We start from the raw sequence: 5,604 nt of genomic DNA, 5'->3' as shown, positions 1-5,604 counted from the left end.
GTGATCTTCATCATATCTTCAGGCTTAAGGTCTTCTATTCCTGCAATCCTTGAAGCCTGATTAGTGATTATCTCTTCAAATATATTTCTTACTTCACGGGCATTGGCAAAGTTACCGTTTGAAGCAAGTTTTCTCTGCGTTATAAGCTCTTTAACATGCTGTTTGGTATCTTCTTCGATGACATAATCATACTTCTTACAGTTCATATCAAATATATCCATAAGTTCGTCTATCGTATAGTCAGAAAACTCAATATATTTGTTGAACCTGCTCTTAAGACCCGGATTGGAGTTTATGAATTTCTCCATAGGCTCTGTATAACCTGCAACAATGACTACAAGATCGTCTCTGTGATCTTCCATTGCTTTAAGTATAGTATCTATAGCTTCCTGGCCGAAGGCGTCATCTTTTTGTGACAGAGCATAGGCTTCATCTATAAATAGAACTCCGCCCATAGCCTTCTTGATAAGCTCCTGAGTCTTGATTGCAGTCTGACCTACATATCCTGCTACAAGTCCTGAACGGTCTGTCTCAACAAGCTGTCCCTTGGACAGAACTCCAATATTCTTATAAAGCTTTGAAATAATACGGGCTACTGTTGTTTTACCGGTTCCGGGATTACCTGTAAATACAAGATGAAGAGATACAGGTACAGATTTAAGTCCTGCATCCTGTCTTGTCTTTTGAATCTTAACGAAATTGGTAAGCTCCTTAACATCTGCTTTTATAGTATCAAGACCTATAAGCTTATCAAGTGTCTCCATTGGGTCTTCTTCTGGCTCTTTTGGGGCACCACCTTCAGATTCTTTATTATCTGTCAGGCCATTATCAGAAGCTGTCTTTGAAGAAGGCGATGTTACACCGTTTTCTGTCGCCTCACTTACCTTTGTATTAAATTCGCTTAATGCATTTTGAGCATCTTTAAGCGGATCATCATTACTTTTGGTATTAGAGCTGCCATTTACCAAAGAACCACTATTTGTATTTAGACTGCTGCCTGTATTTGAATTGCCACTTCCAAAGAAGTCCCCGTACAATCCGCTAAGCATGCTACTTTGAGAATTCTGAATCTGATTCAGGACATCTTCAAGTTTTTCTTTTTCCCTCTTGTCCATTTTCCACCTCTTTTATATAAGTCAGATATGTAAAGTGTCTACTTGCATCTGCTTTATCTGCACATTATCTATTAGATAATACCACATATTTCACCAAAAAAGGTGCCGCAACAAGCAGCACCTTCCTTGTAACCTGTATATTTATTACAGCTATAAACGCCTATCCCTCTTTGACCTTAAACTTATCAATAAGATCATTAAGACTTGATGATTCTTCAGAAAGCTGAGTCGATACAGCACTTGATTCCTCAGCTGTTGCAGAGTTACTTGATACAACATTGGATATCTGCTCGATGCCTTCTGTGATCTGCTCCATACTTGTAACCTGATCCTTAGCCATATTTCCGGATGTAGTCATCATCTCTGATACATGGTTAACTGATTCAACAACCATTTCAAGAGCAGCTTTGGTTTCATCAACAACTTCATTACCATTGGATATCTCATCCATCGTGTCACTTATAAGCTGATGAGTATTCTTGGCAGCTTCAGATGACTGGTTTGCAAGCTGACTTATCTCACCTGCAACAACTGCAAATCCCTTACCTGCATCGCCTGCTCTTGCAGCCTCGATCGAAGCATTAAGTGCAAGAAGCTGAGTCTGCTTGGCAATAGCTTCAATTGAATTGGTAACAAGCTCAATTTCTTTGGAAGCTTCTGTTATTCTTGTCATGGCATCTGTAACAAGGTGCATCTTACGAGCAGATGTATCTACATCTTCTTTAACCTTCTGTGCCATCTCATTGGACTGCTGAGCAGCATCTGCAACATTCCTTGTCTGTTCCGTAACTGTAGAAACAGAAGCTGTAAGTTCCTGTATTGCTGCTGCCTGGTCGGTAGCACCTTCTGCAAGAGCACTTGCTCCTTCTGACATATTCTGAGCGCCTATTGATACCTGAGATGAAGACTCTCTTACCTGTGCAAGAGTAGTTGATAATCTGTCGGCAATATCGTCAAGAGCATCCTTTATAGCAACATAGTCACCAATGTACATATCAGGATTATCAGTTCCTTTTGTAAAGTCTCCCGTTGCCATTCTTCCAAGAGATTCACTTATATCAGTAACAATAGATGCTGTATAGCTTGTCGACTTTCTAAGATCATGGGCAAGTTCTCCAAGCTCATCCTGAGCCCTGTAGTCAATCTTTATATTAAGTATACCTTCTGACATTTCTCTAGCAGCATCTCTTACTTCATCAACAGGTTCTACAATACTCTTTGCAAGAGTTTTGCCTGAATTAGCAATATAGAGAACTGTTGTAAGTATAATAAGGACTGAAAGAGCTGCTGTAGCGCCTGTAGTAACAAGAGTCCTTGTATATACAGCCTGTCCATGTTCTTCTATCTCAGCTGAAACAGTCTTAAGATCAGATGCAACTTCATTGATCGACGGATAAAGTGTTCCATCAAAATATTCAAAAATCTCATCTTCAGTAGAAGTTCCATCATAGAACATTGCTTCCATAGTTTTACCATTCTCTTCAACTATGGCAAGATGCTCATAAAACTGTTCAATCATGTCAGCATTATCATATACTTCTGAAAGACTTTCCTTATAGCCGGCAAAATCTTCAAATGCCTCAGATACCTTTTCAAGTTCAGAATTTCTGACCTCTTCCGTTGTAGCAGACAATGCCCACAAAAGATGTTTGGATAAAGCCTGTATATCTATTCTAATATCACCCTGAATATTGTCAGCTTTAAGATCTCTTGAATAAATAGAGTATACACCCCAGACTGACATAGCTATAGTAACAGCCATAAATGCAATAACAAGGGCAAACCTTATACTTGCACTTTTAAAAATTTCGGTTACTTTTTTAGATACTGGCTGATTCTTTAGTTTCTCCTTATCAGCCGAAATCATTCCTTTAATATTCATAATTAACCTCCGACAGTTAACTGCCAAGTACCTGAAATAATGGAAAAATTAGAGCCAAAGAACTTATACATAACTTTTATCGGCATTTATCAACATTACTTAATAATTATTATTAAATAATAGAGTTAATTTTTTTTATTTCATATCCGATATTACATATGGCTAAAATATTTTCTATATATAGCCTCTTTGTTTCAAAATGTCTTCACTTTATATGGCACGCAGTTAATTTATTACTATAGATGAACGGATGCATCTATATCAAAAGTATTATTTAACAAATTTTATGCTCTATATATTTGAGCAAAAAGGAGTATGTATGCTGAAAAAAATGAGTCTACGAATGAAAATGTTACTTGGTATTCTTCCCATTGTTGCGATCTCACTAATACTTGTAACTTATATTAGTGTAACCAAATTTTCATCTGCATTTCAGACATTGACAGCTGAAAAGGCTGCTCAGACACTCGAAGCCAATTCCAATTCTGTAAATACGACTTTGGAAACTCTTCGCAACACGGCAACAGTTCTTTCCAATAACGTAGGTACAAGTTACACCTATACGGATCTTGAAAACTATGAGGAGATCTTCTCTAATGTTATAAAAGGTAATGATGTAATTTCAGGAGCCGGAATATGGTTTGCCAAAGGGGTATATAATAACCAGGAATATGCTGGTCCTTACTGGTATAAAGATGGTGATAGTATCGTATACACTGATGAATATTCAAATGCAGAGTATGACTATTTCTCTCAGGAATACTATACAGACGCAACTTCCATGACAACACTTGATGCTTCTATTACAGACCCATATTATGATGCTTCCAGCGGAACGATCATGGCTACATGCTCAGCTCCTATATTTAATTCTGCAGGAGAATGTATAGGATGTATCACAGTAGATACAGTTCTTGGTTCTATTCAGGAAATGGTATCTTCAATGTCACTTGGAACCACTTCTACTCCTATACTTCTTACATCAAGCGGAGTATACCTTTACGATATAGATTCCAGTAAGACAGAATCATCGCTTAATATAGCTGATGATCCTGATATGGATGGCATAGCAGAATATGTACTTGCAAATGAAAACGGTGTTGGAGGTATAGAGAAATCTGATGGAGCAATTATATACTTCTACGATACTATACCGGAAGTAGGATGGAAACTTGTCCTGACGCTTTCCGAAAAAGAGCTTGATGCAACCATGATCCAGATTCGTAATCTTCTTGTTACTATCTGCGTAGTAGCTATAGCTGTATGTGCACTTGTAATACTCCTTCTTGTTAACTCCATATCAAATAGCGTTAAGAACGTTAAGACATTTGCCGGTCAGCTTGCAAGCGGCGACTTTACTATTAACAAGATTCATTCCAAGAGCAAGGATGAACTTGGTCAGATGTCAGATTCGCTTAATGAAATGTATGAAAATAATAAAGGTGTTATCTTGAAGGTATCAAATGAATCTGAAAAAATTGACGAAGCTAGTTCAACTCTTGAAGGCATGGCAAGTCAGCTCACTAATGAATTCCAGGCAATTCAGTCCAACATGACAGGTGTTAATGATGCTATGATGAGCGCATCAGCAGCTACCGAAGAAGTTAATGCTTCTGTAGAAGAAGTTAATGCATCAGTTCAGCTGCTTGCTGATCAGGCTGATGAATCAAGAGGCCAGGCTGAAGATATTGAAAAAAGAGCTAAAGAAATTGAAGAGAGTTCTAAAGCAGCATATGATCATGCAATTCAGATTGCTTCAGAACGTGAGTCAGATATAGAAGCTGCAAATTCACAGGCAGATGTTGTACAGCAGATTGGTTCACTTGCCGATTCTATAGCAGAGATCGCAGATCAGATCAATCTCCTTTCACTCAACGCTTCTATCGAGGCTGCCCGTGCAGGAGAACATGGTAAAGGATTTGCAGTTGTAGCTACTGAGATCAATAAGCTTGCAGGTGATACAGGAGCTGCTGTTGGTGAGATTCAGAATACTGTTGCAGGCGTACAGGAAGCCTTCTCTAATCTCCTTAATGCAACCAATGAGCTTCTTACTTTCCTTAAAGAGACAGTTACACCTGACTATGATAACTTCGTAAATGTAGCTCAGCAGTACGGAGAAGATGCTCTATCCTTTGGACAGACATCAACCTCAATTGCTGAAATGGTCGGAACCATAAGAGGAGCTATGAGCGAGGTAAGTTCTGCAATCCAGAATATTACAGAGTCAACACAGGATACAGCTACAAGATCATCTGACATCACAGATACAGTTAACTCTGTATCAAACGTTGTTGAAAATGTATCTGATATGTCCAGCAAGCAGTCTGTAATAGCAAAGAACCTTGCCGGCGTTGTAGCAAACTTTAAGCTTCGCTGATCATTTCTTAACAAATAATTAAGCCCCCGCAAAAGCCGGGAGCGTCATAAGACAGTAATGTTCAAGAATTTAAGAATGGGAAGGCGTGACTTTGGTCACGCCTTTTCTTGTGCTAAGAGTTCATTCAGAGGGATGAATCCCAATCCGCTAATGTGGTCGTTGGACTGCTTGGTAATAAAAGTCCTGATTATCCATTTTTCAAAATTATACCTATGTTAGCATTGAAGAGT

Annotated in this window: 3 protein-coding genes; 1 reads left to right on the top strand and 2 read right to left on the bottom strand. The window is 38.5% G+C overall.

The genetic code is table 11. The annotated features are described in order from the left end of the window. Both K6G87_RS07690 and K6G87_RS07685 read right to left on the bottom strand, forming a co-directional pair. On the bottom strand, positions 1 to 1,115 hold a 1,115-nt coding region (locus K6G87_RS07690; RefSeq protein WP_296835563.1), incomplete at its 3' end, for an AAA family ATPase. A 160-nt stretch (positions 1,116 to 1,275) separates the two neighbouring features. Then, positions 1,276 to 2,997, bottom strand: a complete 1,722-nt coding sequence (locus tag K6G87_RS07685) for a methyl-accepting chemotaxis protein (RefSeq protein WP_296835561.1) — start codon at positions 2,995 to 2,997, stop codon at positions 1,276 to 1,278. Between the two features lie 343 nt (positions 2,998 to 3,340). Between K6G87_RS07685 and K6G87_RS07680 the strand changes: the two genes are divergently transcribed. Further along, entirely contained in the window at positions 3,341 to 5,374 is a 2,034-nt protein-coding gene (locus K6G87_RS07680; protein WP_296835559.1) for a methyl-accepting chemotaxis protein, read from the top strand. Positions 5,375 to 5,604 lie beyond the last annotated feature (230 nt).

It is taken from the genome of Butyrivibrio sp., from assembly GCF_024699075.1.
Note: the sequence above shows the minus strand (reverse complement) of the source record. Positions and strands in the feature narration are given on the sequence as shown.

Bases quoted from the DNA above. Each gene is read 5' to 3' on its own strand.
- K6G87_RS07685 (WP_296835561.1), bottom strand. From the start codon at position 2,997: ATGAATATTAAAGGAATGATTTCGGCTGATAAGGAGAAACTAAAGAAT.
- K6G87_RS07680 (WP_296835559.1), top strand. From the start codon at position 3,341: ATGAAAATGTTACTTGGTATTCTTCCCATTGTTGCGATCTCACTAATA.